General features: G+C 36.4%; 1 protein-coding gene and 2 pseudogenes. 1 reads left to right on the top strand and 2 read right to left on the bottom strand.

Going from position 1 to position 1,031, the window contains the following annotated elements; all coding sequences use genetic code 11:
- Positions 1 to 269, top strand: a pseudogene (locus R7035_RS26050) (protein disulfide oxidoreductase); the annotation flags it as partial.
- A gap of 49 nt (positions 270 to 318) precedes the next feature.
- Here the strand turns inward: R7035_RS26050 and R7035_RS26045 are convergent.
- Positions 319 to 540: pseudogene (locus R7035_RS26045) on the bottom strand (hypothetical protein); the annotation flags it as partial.
- 292 nt (positions 541 to 832) lie between these two features.
- Positions 833 to 1,031: hypothetical protein (locus R7035_RS26040; protein ID WP_318146426.1), on the bottom strand; the 199-nt coding region annotated here is incomplete at its 5' end.

Genomic DNA, 1,031 nt, shown 5'->3' with positions numbered 1-1,031 from the left:
TAAGCCCAAGCGTGAGCTGGCTGAGTGATGACTATGCCGTAGTTGGCGTTTCTGGCTCATCGGGGCCGAATGAGCGCGTGGCGCAGTTTATGCAGGCAAAAGAATATCGTTTTGAAAACATAAACGATCCTTCAAGCGATATTATGCGTGAATGGAAAATTAGCGTGACTCCAACCATTTATATTTTAAGAAATGGTGAAGTGACCTCTATTACGACAGGCATCACAACGCCGATAGGAATATTGGCGAGAATTTGGTTGGCTCGATAACGAAATAAAAATCCGATATTCAAAATACTGAATATCGGATTTTTTCTTTTTATTTTCTCGCTCCAACGGGAATCATAATGTGTGCGTATGGCGTGCCTTTCCACATCACGTATGGGCCACCATAACTTGGGTCGGTTGGTAGAGAGTCCAGCAACGCTTGGTCTGGGGTAATAATCATCAAGTGTGGTCCTTCCACAATCCATTGATTATCGTCCGTCATCCCTTCTGCAAATGGGTCGGTGTTACTGGCACCGCCATCACCCGCTAACATGCCAAAAAGTACAATTAACTGAAATGAAATTAGTTAAATAGTCAGATTAATAAATCAAAGCTCAATTTAATAAAAAATTAAAGTTTAATAAATTTAATTATAGATTGACCTTAAAAAGGAATTTTATTTAAATTTAAAATAGTAATTGATAGTTTTACTATGTTAATTTAAGTGTTCTTTCACATACAGTTTATCATCTACTAATACGTGTAGTTTAAAAACATCCGGCTGTTCTGCTTTGAAGCGTTACCAAAAGATGTTAGATAGGTGTTTTTAGTGATATGAGTTGAGTTTATTTGTAATCTATATTTTCAACACCTAATTTCCCTCGTATGGCTAATCGTATAAAACAACATTTTATCTTTATTGTTGTCACGCTAAAGCGTACTTTCTTAATTATATGATTGGTTATAAAGGTAACGAGAATGGGATTAAAAATCCGTGGCTCTGTTGGTATAAATGGCACTAATTCGAAAAATGATGTTAAAGCA

The organism is Vibrio sp. 1731 (genome assembly GCF_033339955.1).
Lineage (GTDB): Bacteria > Pseudomonadota > Gammaproteobacteria > Enterobacterales > Vibrionaceae > Vibrio > Vibrio alginolyticus.
The sequence above is the reverse complement of the archived record's forward strand: the minus strand, read 5'-3'. Positions and strand labels throughout refer to the sequence as shown.